General features: G+C 48.4%; 13 protein-coding genes and 1 riboswitch. Of the genes, 1 reads left to right on the top strand and 12 read right to left on the bottom strand.

Annotated features, from left to right (window positions below; translation table 11 throughout):
* Positions 1–55 precede the first annotated feature (55 nt).
* The 6 genes from OKC24_RS04620 to OKC24_RS04595 all read right to left on the bottom strand — a co-directional run bounded on the left by OKC24_RS04620 (position 56) and on the right by OKC24_RS04595 (position 8,175).
* Complete coding sequence (locus OKC24_RS04620; RefSeq protein ID WP_130144365.1) at positions 56–421, bottom strand: YkgJ family cysteine cluster protein; 366 nt, start codon at positions 419–421, stop codon at positions 56–58.
* Between the two features lie 94 nt (positions 422–515).
* Entirely contained in the window at positions 516–1,313 is a 798-nt protein-coding gene (locus OKC24_RS04615) for an oxygen-binding di-iron domain-containing protein (protein WP_130144364.1), read from the bottom strand.
* 182 nt (positions 1,314–1,495) lie between these two features.
* A complete protein-coding gene (locus OKC24_RS04610; protein WP_130144363.1) occupies positions 1,496–2,074 on the bottom strand; it encodes a TMEM165/GDT1 family protein in 579 nt (192 codons plus the stop codon).
* A 74-nt stretch (positions 2,075–2,148) separates the two neighbouring features.
* Positions 2,149–2,293, bottom strand: a riboswitch (yybP-ykoY riboswitch).
* A 193-nt stretch (positions 2,294–2,486) separates the two neighbouring features.
* The gene (locus OKC24_RS04605) at positions 2,487–4,448 is read right to left on the bottom strand and encodes a 2-oxo acid dehydrogenase subunit E2 (protein WP_130144362.1); all 1,962 of its coding nucleotides are present in this window, start codon (positions 4,446–4,448) and stop codon (positions 2,487–2,489) included.
* A 2-nt stretch (positions 4,449–4,450) separates the two neighbouring features.
* Positions 4,451–7,153 (bottom strand): pyruvate dehydrogenase (acetyl-transferring), homodimeric type, encoded by a 2,703-nt coding sequence (gene aceE / locus OKC24_RS04600; protein ID WP_130144361.1) that lies wholly within the window; start codon positions 7,151–7,153, stop codon positions 4,451–4,453.
* A 332-nt stretch (positions 7,154–7,485) separates the two neighbouring features.
* On the bottom strand, positions 7,486–8,175 hold the full coding sequence (locus tag OKC24_RS04595) for a M23 family metallopeptidase (protein ID WP_130144360.1): 690 nt from the start codon (positions 8,173–8,175) through the stop codon (positions 7,486–7,488).
* Between the two features lie 109 nt (positions 8,176–8,284).
* Between OKC24_RS04595 and OKC24_RS04590 the strand changes: the two genes are divergently transcribed.
* The gene (locus OKC24_RS04590; protein WP_130144359.1) at positions 8,285–8,725 is read left to right on the top strand and encodes a DciA family protein; all 441 of its coding nucleotides are present in this window, start codon (positions 8,285–8,287) and stop codon (positions 8,723–8,725) included.
* A gap of 96 nt (positions 8,726–8,821) precedes the next feature.
* On the opposite strand, the gene lpxC is transcribed toward OKC24_RS04590, so the two are convergent.
* The 6 genes from lpxC to murC form a co-directional block, all read right to left on the bottom strand.
* A complete protein-coding gene (gene lpxC / locus OKC24_RS04585; protein WP_130144358.1) occupies positions 8,822–9,724 on the bottom strand; it encodes a UDP-3-O-acyl-N-acetylglucosamine deacetylase in 903 nt (300 codons plus the stop codon).
* A 125-nt stretch (positions 9,725–9,849) separates the two neighbouring features.
* On the bottom strand, positions 9,850–11,046 hold the full coding sequence (gene ftsZ, locus OKC24_RS04580) for a cell division protein FtsZ (protein ID WP_265464843.1): 1,197 nt from the start codon (positions 11,044–11,046) through the stop codon (positions 9,850–9,852).
* Between the two features lie 157 nt (positions 11,047–11,203).
* A complete protein-coding gene (gene ftsA / locus OKC24_RS04575) occupies positions 11,204–12,466 on the bottom strand; it encodes a cell division protein FtsA (RefSeq protein WP_130144356.1) in 1,263 nt (420 codons plus the stop codon).
* Between the two features lie 73 nt (positions 12,467–12,539).
* Positions 12,540–13,394: a cell division protein FtsQ/DivIB gene (locus OKC24_RS04570; RefSeq protein WP_130144355.1), complete on the bottom strand. Its 855-nt coding sequence runs from the start codon at positions 13,392–13,394 to the stop codon at positions 12,540–12,542.
* A gap of 3 nt (positions 13,395–13,397) precedes the next feature.
* The gene (locus OKC24_RS04565) at positions 13,398–14,327 is read right to left on the bottom strand and encodes a D-alanine--D-alanine ligase (protein WP_130144354.1); all 930 of its coding nucleotides are present in this window, start codon (positions 14,325–14,327) and stop codon (positions 13,398–13,400) included.
* A 61-nt stretch (positions 14,328–14,388) separates the two neighbouring features.
* The gene (gene murC, locus OKC24_RS04560) at positions 14,389–15,837 is read right to left on the bottom strand and encodes a UDP-N-acetylmuramate--L-alanine ligase (protein WP_130144353.1); all 1,449 of its coding nucleotides are present in this window, start codon (positions 15,835–15,837) and stop codon (positions 14,389–14,391) included.
* Positions 15,838–15,848: the final 11 nt, after the last annotated feature.

Genomic DNA, 15,848 nt, shown 5'->3' with positions numbered 1-15,848 from the left:
TTCAATTTTATCTCTTGCGGTCAAGGCAGAGCCGCAGCTCCGCCTGGCATCAACTTCAGCAAACCTGATCAAAATCGTCATCATTGACCGGTTCAGGCGTCTCAATCTGCACAAAAGGAATCATATTATGCGCAACGCGCGCCTTATTGCACTGTGCGTCGGCAATTTGCACTTCTTTGCAGGATGAACTGCGCGCTTCATACATGCCGCAGCTCACCTGCCGGCCAATTTCCCCTTCAAGCGCTATGCAGCGCGGTGAAGGCTGATTGGTGCCTGCCATGCAGGAATACACTGCTGTAACCGGTTCCGTATAGTGTTCAGGCATATTCAGCCCTTCTGCCCAGTAAAATGAAACCCTGAAAAAAGCGCAGCAGGCGCCGCAGCTTAAACACGCATCCTGTGTGGGAACTTGAGACAGCATTGTTATTAATTCTCGTCATCAAAAGTGATTTTTTGAAGCTGAATATTAAAAAAAACTGCCCTGCCGCTCAATATTTTTTTATCACTTCCTGCGTTTATTCTGGAAAAGTAAATACAGATTCATCCATTAAATCTGTGCCGCATTCCAGTGTTTCAATCCAGTCCAAAAATTGATTGACCTGCTCCTTGCCCACAAACGGCGTGCCATGCTGCGGCACAATCATTTCAACATCCATGGTGCGCACCATGTTGACCCATAAGCGGATGATTTTGTTATTGCACATATAGCGCTGATGGAAACCTTTCATTTTCGGGATATGCGCGGCAAAATTTTCTAAGGGTTTCGATGCATCTTCCACCATGGATGCGCCCATATCGCCCGAAAATAAAATTTTCGCGATAGGATCGTAAAATTGGAAGTTGCCGACTGAATGCAGAAAATGCGCAGGCACCGCCACAATCTGGCTCTGGCCTAAAGTAATGATTTGACCATGATCCGGCAGCTCAACTAGGCGGTCCAGCCAATTGCCTTTCATGCGGTCACTCATAAAGGCTGAATTCAAATGCGGCAGGAAGCGCGCCCAAAGTTTCGAAGCCACGACTTTGGCGTCGGTATAGACCAGCCAGCGCGGCATAGACGTAATAATGTCTGGATCCTGATGCGAGGCCATCACATAATCGAGGTTGGTCAGGCGGGTATATTTGTTCAGCTCCATGGTCAGCGGCACATAGGTCAAATCACCGCCCGGATCCAGCACTGCAGCGCGCTCATTATCCAAGATCAGAAATTGATTGGCCTGTACGCCTTCACCTTTAACCAAGCTGGTAAAACTGATGCATTTGTGTATGCCGTTATCGAATAACACCTGCGACGTAGTGCGGTCAAATGCCATACCTATTCCCCGAAATTCTGTTTTTCTTAAAAGACTTTTATTCCCGTACAACATATATGGAATTACACAAACTTACAATAAATTTAAGACCAATATCATTAGAAATATCAAATAATTGAGAACCATTTTGCATAAAAAAATCCCGACTTTTTAAGTCAGGATTCAAATCTGTCAACGGCTGATCAGAAAAAATAATGCTGTACTAAGGCTGCAATACCAATAATCAGGAAGACCGCTGCGCCAATTTTATGAATCAAAGCAATTGGCAATTTTTCCGCCAACTTATTGCCAATAAAAACGGCTGGCGCATTCACCAGCATAATGCCCAGAGTGGTCCCCAGCGTTACCCAGCCAATGCTGTCAAAGCGGGCCGCCAAGGCCACGGTTGCAACTTGGGTTTTATCACCAATTTCGGCCAGAAAGAATAAAACAAAGGTTGCGCCGAATACGCCGTATTTTTGCCATTTGTTAATGCTTTCAGTTTCATCATCCAGTTCATCTGGAATCAGCATCCAGACCGCCATTGCAATAAAGCCCAGCGACACTATCCACAGCAGGACTGTCGGACTCAAGACGGTTGTAATCCATTGGCCCAAAATAGCCGAGACGCCATGGTTGACCACGGTGGCAAAAAAAATCGCAATGAGGATGGGAACAGGCTTTCGGAAACGGGCCGCCAGCAGCAAAGCCAGCAATTGAGTTTTATCGCCCATTTCAGATAAGGCAACAACGGCTAAAGAAATCAAAAAAGCTGAAAGCATGGTGTGTTTCTCTGGCTAGCAAACAAATACCGATGACTCACCGCTCCTGCTAGCCAAAAATCTGCAGAGTGGTAAATCAAAGGTCTTGCCAACAAAAGAAAGCTTTTAAGAAAAGCTCATTTGGTTCTTTGTTATGATGGCCATGCTCTGTTGAACAAATATGTTGACCATCACCTGTTTACTTTGCGTAAACAGCGGCTACTCCCCAATGAAGTACAGCCATTTTAATGGGCGAAGCGCAATAAAGCAAATTGATTTATAAAGATAGATAAAACAGTCAGATCAAGACAATCTAAAAACTATTCAGCGGGCTGCATCCACTCAGCAGCTTTCATGTTCAAACTCGTATTGCGCAAAGCAAAAACCCTGCCGAAGCAGGGTTTATTTCACAATTCAGAATAATTCGAGATTATCAGATTAACAATGAACGGATATCTTTTAATAATTTCGTCAGCTTATTGGTAAAGCGCGCAGCATCCGCACCATTAATCACACGGTGGTCATAAGACAATGACAATGGCAGCATTAATTTCGGATCGAAGCCTTCACCATTCCACACAGGCTGCATGGCCGCTGGTGAAATACCCAAAATTGCCACTTGCGGCCAGTTAACCAATGGGGTAAATGCCGTACCGCCAATTGCGCCTAAGCTTGAAATTGTGAAGTTTGCGCCTTGCAGGTCTTTCGGCGAAAGCTTCTTATCACGCGCTTTCTGACCCAGCACGCCCAATTCAACTGCAATTTCTTTAATCGATTTCTGGTCTGGATTACGCAGTACAGGAACAGTTAAACCATCTGGTGTTGCTACAGCAATGCCCATATGGATTTCATTACGCAATAGTACAGACTTGCCGTCATCTGCCAAGTGGCCTGCAAAATCACGCTCTTCTTTCAGCAAATGCGCAACCGCTTTAATGATGAAAGCCATAATGGTCAGGCTGATGCCTTCTTTCTTAAAGTTGCCTTTAAGGTCATTACGCCAAGCTTCAAGCTCGGTAATATCCGCGGCATCAAACTGTGTGACTTGCGGAATAAAGTTGTTCAAAGACAGCTGCGGAATGGATACCTGCTGCAAGCGCGTCAAGACTTTCTCTTCGACACCGCCAAACGCTGTGAAATCCGGAAGCTTTGGCAAGCCAGAAACTTGAGCAACAGCCTGAGCGGTTGGAGCAGCCTGAGGCGCAGTTAAACGCGCTTTGACAAATGCTTTCAGGTCTTCCTTCATGACACGCGCATGCGGGCCAGACGCGCTTACTTCAGACAATACGACGCCTAATTCACGCGCCAGCTTGCGTACAGCCGGGCCTGCATAGACTTTCGCATTGGCGTCATTCTGCGCTTTCGTCAGCTTGTCTGCGCCTTGAACAGGAGCTGAGGCTGGCGCTGCAGCCTGAACAGCAGGTGCAGGCGCCGCCTTCATTGCTGCTTTTGGCGCTTCCGCTTGAACGGGTGCAGCTGCCGGCGCCGCTGCCTGGCCTTCAACCGTCACTAAAGCAATGCCTTCACTCACACTCTGCCCGAGCTGAACATGAATCGCCTTAATCACGCCTGCTGCGGTGCTTGGCACTTCTACAGTCGCTTTATCCGACTCTACAACCACAATACTTTGGTCTTTTTCGACCGTATCGCCCACTTTTACTAAAATTTCAGCGACAGCGGCTTTATCCACGCCCAAATCAGGCACAGCAATCTCAATTGCACCCGTTTGTACAGGTGCTGCCTGAACCGCAACTGGGGCTTCAGCTGTTGCAGGAGCAGCGGCTGGCGCTGATTCTGCTTTTGGCGCTTCTGCTGCCGGCGCTGTACCTGCAGTTTTAACCGTGAGAATCACCACGCCTTCTTTCACGCTGTCGCCAGTTTGAATTTCAATCGCTTCAATAGTTCCCGCCACAGGACTAGGCACTTCTACAGACGCTTTGTCCGATTCCAGCAGCACTAAACTGTCATCCACTTCAACGGTGTCGCCTACTTTCACTAAAATTTCAGCAACTGTGGCTTTTTCCACGCCAATGTCCGGCACCTGCACATCAGCCACTTGCGAAGCCGCCGCAGATGCAGCTGGAGCCGCTTCCGCTTTTACTTCAACGGGTGCAGCAGGCTGCGCCGCCGCTTGAGGCGTTTGCGCAACAGCTGGCGCTTCAGTTTGACCTTCTGCTTCCAGCTCAATTAAAACCGCGCCTTCAGCAACGTCATCGCCCAGCTGAACCAAAATGCTTTTCACCACGCCTGCCGAAGTGCTTGGCACTTCAACAGAGGCTTTATCCGACTCAAGCAATACAATACTGTCATCAACACTAATGGCATCGCCCACTTTAACCAAAATTTCCGCAACAGTCGCTTTATCTACACCAATATCAGGAGTCGTAATTTGCATGATTAGTTCTCCTCTTTGTAGTCAGCAACTGCATGCAGTTCTGGATGCGCTTGAGGCAGCCATGCCACTGGGCGGTCTGTATCTAATTCAAAGCTGGAAATCGCATCTTTCACTAAACGCGCATCCACTTCGCCTTCATCTGCCAATTTTTTCAGCGTCGCCACCACAATGTGCGCAGCATCAACACCGAAATAACTGCGCAAATTCGCACGCGTATCTGAACGGCCGTAACCATCTGTACCTAGGGCAACGAATGGACGGTTGTCTGGAAGATAAGCGCGGATCTGTTCACTGTATGCGCGCATATGATCTGTAGCCGATACCACAATCCCGCTGGTGCCGCGAAGCTGCTGTGAAATCCACGCTTCTTTTGCTGTTTCAGCCATTGGATGCAGGCGGTTGTATTCTTCACATGCCATGCCGTCACGCGCCAATTCATTGAAGCTGGTCACGCTGAAGACATTGGAGTGAATTTGATATTCATCACGCAGAATTTGCGCGGCTTTAATCACTTCACGCAGAATCACGCCTGAACCCATCAGCTGAACCGTGGCTTTTTCATCTTCCTGCAGTAAATACATACCGCGCTTGATGCCTTCTTCAGCGCCTTGCGGCATTTCAGGGTGTTCATAGTTTTCGTTCATGACCGTTAGGTAATAGAACACGCGCTCTTGATTGACATACATGCGCTGCAAGCCGTCATGCACAATGACCGCCAATTCATAACCGAAACATGGGTCATAAGACACGCAGTTTGGAATGGTATTGGCCAAAATGTGCGAATGGCCGTCCTGATGCTGCAGGCCTTCACCGTTCAATGTGGTACGGCCCGCTGTAGCACCCAGCAAGAAGCCCTGAGCCTGCGCATCGCCCGCGGCCCACGCAATGTCGCCAATACGCTGGAAGCCGAACATTGAGTAGTACATGTACATCGGAATCATTGGCAGGTTATTGGTGGAATAACTGGTTGCCAGCGCCGCCCAAGCACTCATCGCGCCCGCTTCATTAATGCCTTCCTGAAGCATGTGGCCATCTTTGGCTTCACGGTAATGCATCAGCTGTTCTTGGTCTTCTGGGGTATATTTTTGACCATGCGCGGCATAAATACCCAATTGACGGAACATGCCTTCTAAACCGAAAGTACGCGCTTCATCTGGAACGATCGGCACAACGCGGTCTTTGATGGCTTTCTCTTTCAATAATGCAGAGATTAAGCGCACCATCACCATCGTAGTTGACTGCTCTTTGCCGCCACTGCCTTTCAATACTGCATCAAATACAGATAATTCAGGAATAGCGAGTTGTTCACTTTCTTTACGGCGTGCAGGCAAGTAACCGCCCAACGCTTCACGGCGCGCTTTCATATATTTCAGTTCAGGCGAGTTTTCGCTTGGACGGTAGAAAGGCACTTCTTCTAACTGTTCATCATTAAATGGCAAATTGAAACGGTCACGCACATATTTCAAAGATTCAAGCTGCATCTTTTTAATTTGATGGGTTTTATTGACTGCTTCAATTTCTTCAGACAGGCCATAGCCTTTGACTGTTTTCGCCAGAATTACCGTCGGCTGGCCTTTGGCTGTGCATGCTTCCGCATAAGCCGCAAAGACTTTGTATGGGTCATGGCCGCCGCGGTTTAAATTATCAATATCTTCATCGCTTAAATCTTTGACCAGTTCCGCAGCTTCCGGATATTTGCCAAAGAATTTTTCACGCGTATATGCGCCGCCTTTCACTTGATAACGCTGGAAATCGCCATCGACCGCTTCTTCCATCACGGCCTGAAGCGCGCCAGTCGTATCCTTCGCCAGCAATGGGTCCCAATGACGGCCCCAAACGACTTTAATCACACGCCAGCCTGCGCCGCGGAATAAAGACTCAAGTTCCTGAATGATTTTACCGTTGCCGCGCACTGGGCCATCCAGGCGCTGCAGGTTGCAGTTCACCACCCAAATCAAGTTGTCCAGTTTTTCACGGCCCGCCAGTGAAATTGCGCCCAAGCTTTCCGGCTCATCCATTTCACCATCGCCCAGATACGCCCAGACTTTACGGTCTTCTTCTTTGATCAAGCCGCGGTTCATCAGGTACTTTTGGATATGCGCCTGATAAATCGACATAATTGGCCCTAGACCCATTGATACGGTCGGGAACTGCCAGTAATCCGGCATCAAATATGGATGCGGGTAGCTTGGCAAACCAATGCCGCCGACTTCACGGCGGAAATTATTCAAATGCTCTTCGGTTAAACGGCCTTCAAGAAATGAACGCGCATAAATACCCGGAGCGCAGTGGCCTTGGTAATAAATCATGTCGCCGCCGAAGCTGCTGCTGTTGGCGCGAAAGAAATGGTTAAAGCCGACATCATATAAGGTTGCCGAAGATGCAAAGCTGGCCAAGTGACCGCCTAAATCATCGCCGGTTTTATTGGCGCGAAGCACCATTGCCAAAGCATTCCAGCGGATCAGCGCGCGGATACGGCGCTCCATATCCTGATCACCGGGCATTGCCGGCTGTTCTTCAACTGAAATGGTATTACGGTAAGGAGTATTTAGACGCTGAATAGGAACATGCTTAGCGATTGCGCGCTGATACAGTTTTTCCAGCAGAAAAGCCGCTCGCTCCGTTCCCATATGCTGTAAAACTGAATCGAATGCATCTTGCCATTCTTGGGTTTCCTGCGCATCTGTATCGCTGTAGAACGCCATATTTCACCTATCCTGTGTGCCTAATTTTATACTTCTATATGTACCATATTTTCATCCAGCTCAGTTATGGCTGCAAATGAATACGGCAATCGACCAATATTTAGGAAATAAATAGACATTGACCATAACTTACATAAATTATCAAAATAGAGCCAATAAAGTGCAAATATTAACCGAATCCTATTCTATAAAGTGATAGTGTCAAAAGTGTAGTGATGAAATGTAAAAAGCCACTGTTCGAGTTTGAAACTCCAACAGTGGCTTTTTAAAGTAAAACAGTTTTTTGGGTTTTATAATGCTTTGCGCTTTTGAATCATGAATGCAGGAGCTTATTAAGGCAGCATGGCCAAATAAGTCGATGGATTTTTACGCTGGCCATCTTTTACAACTTCGTAGTGCAAATGCGGACCTGTACAGCGGCCTGTACAGCCAACATTGGCAATTTGCTCGCCCGCTTCAACGCGGTCACCTACACGCGCAATGAGGCGTGAAGCATGTGCATAACGGGTTAAATAGCCATTGCCGTGGTTAATTTCGACATATTGGCCATAGCCTGTACCCCAGCCTGATTTCGTTACAATGCCTGGGCCAGTCGCGTAAATCGGTGTACCGCTCGGCGCCGACATGTCTAGACCGGAATGGTTTTCCGCACGGCCGCCCATGGTACGGCCGCCGAAGTCTGAACTGACCCGTTTCAAATCTGGAAGCGGATGCGCAACCAGCCAAGAATAGGGATTATTTGAAGATGCAGAATAGGATTTTGAACTGCTTGAACCGTATTTTTTCGCAATTGAGGCATTATTCAATTCAATGCTCTTTTCGCGCAGCTTCACGTTCAATTTTGTTTCAGCGGAAATATCCATATCGCTGGATTCAGAATAAGCACCTTGAGCCAAAGTGCGGGTTAACTGCTCAATACGGTCTGTTGAACCGTCCTGCGTTACCTCAACCAAGTCCGCGAATGCAACTGATGCTGCTGACGCGGCGAATGAAAATGCCAATAAAATACGGCGCAAATGCATAAAAAACCTCATTAAAACTGTTCTTAATCGAATTCCTTGAGTGATCTCTTCCTTGATATCTACTGAAAGAAGCGCATAAGATTAGGACATAAACATGAAGGAAATATGAATGTCTGAACCCCTGAACGTCTTTCAACAAACAAGAAAACACATAAAAACAGGAAACTTTTCGTTTCTCTCATCGCAAGTCGCCGCATGGCAGAAACTGACGAAAATCGTACAACCTTTATTGCCCCAGCCGGAGCAATGGCAAGTCGTTTGTTATCAAAATGGCGTGCTGATGCTGACTGGTGAAAATCAAGCGCTGGTGAGCCAGTTGGCCTATCTTCAAAAGCAATACATTGCTCAGCTTTCACAAATACATGAATTGAAAGAATTAAACAAGATCCAAGTGCGTTTAAGACATCCATCTCAAACGGCGCTGGCTCCTGAAAAACCGCCCAAATCACTTAGCCCAGAAACACAGGATATGCTGCGCAATGCTGCTGACTTTGTGAGCGACCCTAAGCTTAGCCAAGCTATGCTGCGTTTGGCAAGCAATAAAAAGTAACCGGCTCAGGATCGAGCACGGCCTTTGAAATTATTATGTGACCTGCTTTGCATTTTATTTTGTTATATTATAACGCAACATTTAAAAGACAAGGACTTATGTCACACTGACATAAGAAATTGGGCAAAGATTGATGTCATCAAATGTTACAATTTCATAGCTGCTTGGATCACTTTTGACATTGCGCAGCAGTTGATTATTTAGAGCATGGCCTGACTTATAGGCATCATATTTAGCAATAATTTGATGGCCCAGCAAATATAAATCACCCACAGCATCTAATATTTTGTGACGAACAAACTCATCCGCAAAGCGCAAACCTTCTTCATTCACCACACCGGTATCATCCAATCCGACCGCGTTATCCAAGCTTGCACCCAGCGCTAAATTATTCGATTTCAAGTAATCCAGATCTCTCATAAAGCCAAAAGTACGCGCTTCACTCACTTCATATACAAAAGTTTCAGTCGAGAAATCAATAGATGCTGACTGGTCTTCTTTCTTAAATGCAGGATGATCAAAATCAATAGTGAAATTCAGCTGAAAGCCTTCATGCGGACTGAAGACTGCTTTTTTATCGTCAATAAAGGCCCCGACAGGCTTTAATATTTTAATGAATTTTTTTGGCGCGTCCTGTTCAGTCAAGCCGCCCTGCATCAGCAAATAGATAAATGGCCCGGCACTGCCATCCATAATCGGCACTTCCGACGCAGATACTTCAATAATGAGGTTATCAATGCCCAAGCCTGCTATCGCGCTCATGATGTGTTCAATCGTGCCGACTTTGGCATTTTCCTGAACCAAATTTGAACACATGAATGCTTCCTGAATCAGCATAGCATCCGCTGGAATCTCCACTTGCGGCTCCAAATCGATACGGCGAAACACGATTCCCCCGTCTGCATGATGCGGCACAAAGTTAATCATAACTTTTTGCCCACTATGTAGACCAATTCCGCTCGCTTTCACGATGCGCTGCAGGGTACGCTGTTTCAACATGCTTTTCATTCATCGGTAGATCAAACCGCTATACGTTAGCATATTTAGCCATTGATAAAAAACAAAAAAGGCAGCGTTGCTGCTGCCTTTTTATTTTTTTAACTTAAAAATCAACGCACTGTTAATCACTTACGCTGCTGATTTTTTAAATAATCCTGAATGCTCATTGGCGTTGGACGCGGGCTGGACACTGCAGGAGCTGACTGTATCGGCATGCCATTCGTTCCATCCGCCTGCTGACGCTGAATGGCAGGAACATCATCTTCATCAACCGCACTCTGCACCGCAGACTGCTGGCGGACTGCCTGCACGCTCGGGCGTTTCACAGGTTCCACAGAATCTGCAGAATTGCGGGTTAAGCCTGTCGCGATGACCGTCACACTGATTTCATCACGCGCATCCGGATCAAACACTGTACCGTAGAACACTTGACCTTCATCCAAATCGACAATCTGGTTCACGACATCGGTAATTTCTTCGATTTCACCGAAAGTGACATCATCGCCGCCTGTCACGTTAATCAGGATGCCTTTAGCATTCATGATCGTCACGTTATCCAGCAACGGGCTGCGGATCGCTTGTTCAGCGGCTTGGCGCGCACGGTTTTCACCGCGGCCGCTGCCCGCGCCCATCATCGCATAGCCGCGCGTGCTCATTGCTGTTTTCAAATCAGCAAAGTCAAGGTTGATATGGCCTGGGCGAACCACCAAATCAAAAATGCTGCGCACCGCATTCAACAAAACATCATCCGCTTTTTTATACGCATCTTTCATTGAAATGTCGCGGAAAACTTTCAGCAAACGCTGGTTGGGAATGATAATCAGCGAGTCCACATGCTGCTCTAAAGCTTCAATGCCCTTCTCAGCAGACTGCTGACGGCGCTTGCCTTCAAAGTTGAACGGCGTAGTGACCACGCCGACAGTCAAAATGCCCATTTCTTTGGCAATTTCAGCAACCACTGGCGCAGCGCCTGTGCCTGTGCCGCCGCCCATGCCGGCAGTCACAAACACCATGTCTGTGCCTTCCAAATGCTGGCGGATCAGCTCACGGCTTTCTTCAGCCGCCGCCTGCCCAACTTGCGGGTTTGCGCCTGCACCCAAACCGCGTGTACCTTGCTCGCCCAGCTGGATTTTAAATTGCGCATTCATGCGGTCCAGCGCTTGCTTGTCTGTATTTGCACAGACAAATTTTACACCCTGAATATCTGATTCCAGCATGTGCTGCACAGCGTTTCCGCCTGCACCGCCTACACCGAATACAGTGAAACGGGCTTGACCAATGCTGTCGCTTTGATCGTCTTCTAAAAATTCAAATGAGGCCATGACCTGTAAAATTCCTAATCTTAATCGGCAGTCACATCAGCCCGTATACTGCCTTGATCTTAATAAAATTGTTTTTAGAATGCGGTTCCAGCCTGAGCTTGTCAAGTTCAAGCGATATTCCGTACAACTTCCCAACAATATTCCCAAAAATTTCCACCTAAAAGATGGATTTCAATGTTTCATTCAAGCCTGACCATGCGCGCTTTACCCGCTGCGCCATTGACAGCGGCTCAGAATCATCCTGCTCTACAATTGTATCTTGCGTATCACTTTGGCTGAACATCAGCAAACCCGCCGCCGTTGCATATTGCGAACGGCGCAGCGCAGCCTGATTCTGATCCTCGGCATGCACCTGCACCGGCGGATTGCCCAAATGCGCAGAAACACCCAGTATTTTCCGCGCAAAGCTCACCATGCCTTCAATTTGCCCTGCATCCCCCGTCAGCACAACGCCATGGTATAAACCATGAATCGCGCCATTGCGCTCCAGCACGTCACGCACCAAACCCAGGATTTCATCGTAGCGGGCAATAATGATTTCAGTCAGCTCAATGCGGCTGATCGTTTGAGGACCATCAATGCCTTGGAACTGAATCATATGATCTGGCTTAACCACTTTCAGGTCGACACAGCCATACAGCAGCTTAATGCGCTCGGCTTCTTCTGTCGTGGTTTGCAGCACCGCTGCGATATCGCGGGTGACATGCTCACCGCCGCGCTGCAACGTATGCGTCATCGCCAAGCGGCCATCTAAATATACCGCAACATTCGTGGTGCCTGCACCGATATCCAGCAAGCAGACGCCATATTCGCGTTCATCTTTCAGCAGGCTGGCTTCCGCTGTCGCCAAACTGGAAATCACCATGCGCTCCACACCAATATTGGCGCCTTTCAATGCGCGGTCCAGGTTCTGCATGGTGCTGATCGGTAGCATCATCAAATGATAGTGCCCGGTCATGCTGTGCGCTGACATGCGGATCGGGTTCAATACCCATTCCGGCGCATCATCCAGTTCAAACCCCAGCGGCACAGCGCTGACCAGGTAATGATCTGATGTTAAATGGCTGGCTTTAGCCAGCTCTAATGCACGCACCACTTCATTGGTTGTTATCGTATGGTCCGTATTTTCTACAGGCGTGCGCCCAGAGGCATAAAAACTTTTCAACTCAGCGCTAGGAATGGAAATCCAGGCAGAATGCACACGGCACTCCGCCATATCTTCCGCTTCCTGCACTGCATTTTTAATTGCGGTAATAACCTTATCGAGACTGACAATTTTGCCTTTATTCATGCCTCGGTTACGAGCGGTCGCCATGCCAATCACCTGGATATTATCCGGCGCATGAACTTTACCAATCAAAACTGAAACTTTATGTGTCCCAATGTCAATCGCAACAACCGAGGGAACAGCTTCATTCATTATTTACTACTACCATTCACATGTGTGTTTAATTTATGGCGCGAAGCCTCTGCGTATACGTATAAGCCAAACATTATGGCTTTACGGCTATTCCGTCCGCAATGCCTGTGTCATTAATCGTTACAACAAAGCGGCCATTTGCTATTTTCGGCGGCGCAGCGTTTTTCCACTGAATTGCCAAACCGTTTCGATAGCGCAAGTCGATTGCTGAGATATTAGACCATACCGGCTTTAAATCTGCAGTTGCCAGATGACTCAAGCGTTGAAGCTTACTCATGGTCTGATCCTGATCGACAATAATGCGCAGGCCAGAATCAAACTGCATAAACCAAGTCATGCGTTCTGTTAAATATAATTCTTTTAATCGAATGCCGACTGGAAGGAATAACTGGTTAATTTCATTATAGCGGCGCATCATCATTTTTGAATGCGTCACCGGCCCATGCAGCAGCGGCAAATTCTGATAATTCCGCGGCGTCACTTCCGTGAACACATCGCCGCTGTCGCTCAGCAGCCGCCCTGTTCCCCAACGCGCGATTGCATTGCGCGGCATCACGCGCACACGAATGGCATTTGGCCAGGCGCGGGATACAACAACACGATCTATCCAGGACATCTCCAAGGCGCGATCGCGTATGGTTCTCAAATCTGAGGTGAAATAATTTTCCGTCACCATCGGCGCAACATGCGTCAGCACCTGCCTGCGCTCTGCATCAGAGCGGGCGCCCACCACATCCAGCGATGCGACTTGCGCATCTGTCATCACCTTATACAGCCCGAAAATCCCTGCCGCCAGCACGGCTGCCGCCACCAGCATCAAAAGCCAGCCGCCCGCATTCGCAAGCTTCTCTTTACGGGTCGGAGGCTTGTCGTGAATCGAGGTGACTGCAGCCCGCTTGCGGCGCATTGATGCAGGGAGTTGAGCCATGTCTTAGTGAACCGCACCATTCAGTGTCTGCTCTAAAATAGCCACACACAATTGATCAAAATCCAAACCTACAGCTTGGGCTGCTTTCGGCACTAAAGAATGGCTGGTCATGCCTGGCACGGTGTTGACTTCCAGCAGCCAGAAATTGCCATTTTCATCCTGCATGGCATCAATGCGGCCCCAGCCGCTGGCGCCGACTGCCTGGAATGCGCGCAGGCATAAAGCCTGCAGGCGCTTTTCTTCATCTTCAGTCAAACCGCATGGAATGCCGTACTGCACGTCATTGCGGTTGTATTTTGCTTCATAGTCATAGAACGCCACATCTTTCGGCGGTTCTAAACGGATCACCGGCAATGCCTGGCCGTTCAAAATTACAATGGTAAATTCACGGCCCGTGATCCATTTTTCAGCCATCACCACAGCATCATGCACTGCCGCTTTCGCAATGGCTTCGGCAAAATCTTCAATTTTTTCAACTTTGCTCATGCCGATGCTTGAGCCTTCATGTACAGGCTTGATGATGAACGGCAGGCCAATGCTGCCGACAATTTCGTTTAAATCTGAATCTTTGCTGACAATACGGTACGGCGCAGTCGGCAATTCTGAACCTTGCCAGACTTGCTTGGTTTTCACCTTATCCATGCCGATTGCAGAGCCTTGAACACCAGTGCCCGTATACGGAATATTCAGCCACTCCAGCACGCCTTGAATTTGTCCGTCTTCACCGCCCCGGCCATGCAGCACAATGAATGCGCGGTCATAGCCGACCAGTTCCGTCACACTGCGCTCTTTCGGGTCAAAGCCTTCCGCGTCAACCCCCGAGCGGACCAATGCCTCAAGTACTGCTGTACCGCTATCTAGAGAAACCCCACGCTCAGCGGATTTACCACCAAGCAACACGGCAACTTTGCCGAACTTTGAAGCATTTGACACGTTTATATCCTTAAACTTTAAACTGGTCGATCAAATCAAAAATCACATCCAAACAAGATGCTTATTTTAAATACAGGCTGTTTTGAGCCAGCTCGATAGAGATAGCTCCCACATTACCTGCGCCCTGCGTTAATAACAAGTCGCCCGGCTGCAGCACTTTTTTCATCACATTCTGAAGATTGCCTTCTACTGGGTCTATCAGAGTTGGCTCAACTTCGCCGCGCAGACGGATGCTGCGCGCCAGCGCACGGCTGTCAGCGCCAACTATCGGCTTTTCACCTGCAGAATAAACTTCCAGCAGCAGCAATTGATCAACTTGTGACAATACATCAACAAAATCATCAAAACAGTCGCGGGTGCGGCTGAAACGGTGCGGCTGGAACAGCATCACCAGACGGCGGTCAGGATGGCTGGCGCGGGCCGCTTTAATGGTCGCTTCCACTTCCTTCGGATGGTGGCCATAGTCGTCTACCAGCTTCACATCACCAGATTCAAGCGCAAATTGACCTTGCACCTGGAAACGGCGCCCTACACCACTGAAGCCTTCTAAAGCGCGCGAAATAGCGGCATCTGAAACCCCTTCATCCGTTGCAATGCCGATCGCTGCCAGTGAGTTCAGAATGTTGTGCGCGCCCGGCATATTGATGGTGACACGCAATGGCTCACGGTCTTTGCGCAATACGGTAAAGTGTGACTGCATGCCCTCATGTTCAACATCCACTGCGCGGATATCATTATCTTCATTGAAACCGTAAGTCAGCAGCGGACGGCCAATGCGCGGCATGATTTCACGGATATTGGCGTCATCACCGCAAACCACCGCTAAGCCATAGAATGGAAGCTTTTGCAGGAACTGCACAAAAGTATCCTTCAATACATCGAAACTGCCGCCATAGGTATCCATGTGATCCGCATCGATATTGGTCACAATCGCAGCCATGGGCTGCAGATGCAGGAACGAGGCATCTGACTCATCGGCTTCCGCAACAATAAAGCGGCTTGCACCCAAGGCAGCATTGACTCCTGTACGGTTCAGCAAACCGCCAATCACATAGGTGGGATCAAGATTTTCTTCCGCCAGCATGCACGTTACAAGGCTGGTCGTTGTAGTTTTGCCGTGTGTGCCGGCCACTGCAATCCCATGGCGGTAGCGCATCAACTCACCCAGCATTTCTGCACGGCGCACAACAGGCACGCGGGTTTCAATGGCGGCTTTGATTTCAGGATTTTCAGGATCAATGGCCGTCGACACCACCAAAACGCTGGCGCCTTGAATATTTTCAGCCGCATGTCCGATATAGACCTGAATGCCGTTTTCTTCCAGCTGAGCAGTCGTTTTTGATGCCTTGATATCTGAACCCGATACTTTATAGCCTTGGTTCTTCAAGACTTCTGCAATACCGCACATGCCGGCGCCGCCAATCCCCACAAAATGAATGTGTTTGATGCGGCGCATTTCTGGCACTTTAATTAACTTTTTCGCTTGCTCAGCAGGAGTTGAAGGAGACATAAATTACTCGG

The sequence above is a fragment of the Acinetobacter entericus genome (assembly GCF_026168575.1).
GTDB classification, from domain to species: Bacteria; Pseudomonadota; Gammaproteobacteria; order Pseudomonadales; family Moraxellaceae; genus Acinetobacter; species Acinetobacter bouvetii.
This window is presented reverse-complemented; position numbering and strand designations above follow the sequence as displayed.